1 protein-coding gene is annotated in these 871 nt (G+C 75.4%); it reads left to right on the top strand.

Going from position 1 to position 871, the window contains the following annotated elements:
- A partial coding sequence (locus tag AC27IO_RS24890; RefSeq protein WP_498741301.1) for an FAD-dependent monooxygenase occupies nucleotides 1-871 on the top strand: 871 nt, incomplete at both ends.

Below are 871 nucleotides of genomic sequence, written 5' to 3'. Positions count from 1 at the left end.
GTCGCCGGCGGCGGCATCGGCGGCCTCACGGCCGCGCTGGCCCTGGCGGCGCAAGGCCACCGCATCACCGTGTGCGAGGCGTCCGCGCACCTGAAGCCGCTCGGCGTCGGCATCAACCTGCTGCCGCACGCCGTGGCGGTGCTCGATGGCCTGGGGCTGCTGCCCGCGCTGCGCACGATGGGGGTGGAGACCGCGGCGCTGGTCTTCGCCAACCGCCACGGCCAGCCGATCTACGAAGACCGGCGCGGCGTGGCCGCGGGCTACAGCCATCCGCAGCTGAGCGTGCACCGCGGGCAGCTGCAGATGTTCCTGTGGGACGAGGCGGCGCGGCGCCTCGGCGCGGCGGCGATGCGCAGCGGCGCCCGCGTCACCGGCAGCACGCAGGACGACGCCGGCGCCACCGCCCACATCGCCCATGCCGATGGCCGCACCGAGGCGCTGCCCTGCGACCTGCTGATCGGCGCGGACGGCATCCATTCGGCGCTGCGGCGCCAGTTTTTCCCCGATGAAGGCGCGCCGTGCTGGAACGGCATGATGATGTGGCGCGGCACCACGGTCGCGCGGCCTTTCCTGGACGGGCGCACCATGGTGCAGGCCGGCCACCGCCGGGCGAAGTTCGTGGTCTACCCGATCGCGCCGCCGGCGGCGGACGGCACGCAGCTCATCAACTGGGTGGCCGACCGCCGCCTGCGCGAGGACGGCTTCGGCGGCGGGCTCCGGGCGCCCGACCGCGCCGACTGGAGCCGGCCCGGCGCGGTGGACGACCTGCTGCCCACCTTCGGCGCGTGGCGCTTCGACTGGCTGGACGTGCCCGGCGTGATCCGCGCGGCCACGCAGATCCTGGAGTGGCCCATGGTGGACCGCGACCCCC

It is taken from the genome of Acidovorax sp. KNOB132 (assembly GCF_057541515.1).
The sequence above is the reverse complement of the archived record's forward strand: the minus strand, read 5'-3'. Positions and strand labels throughout refer to the sequence as shown.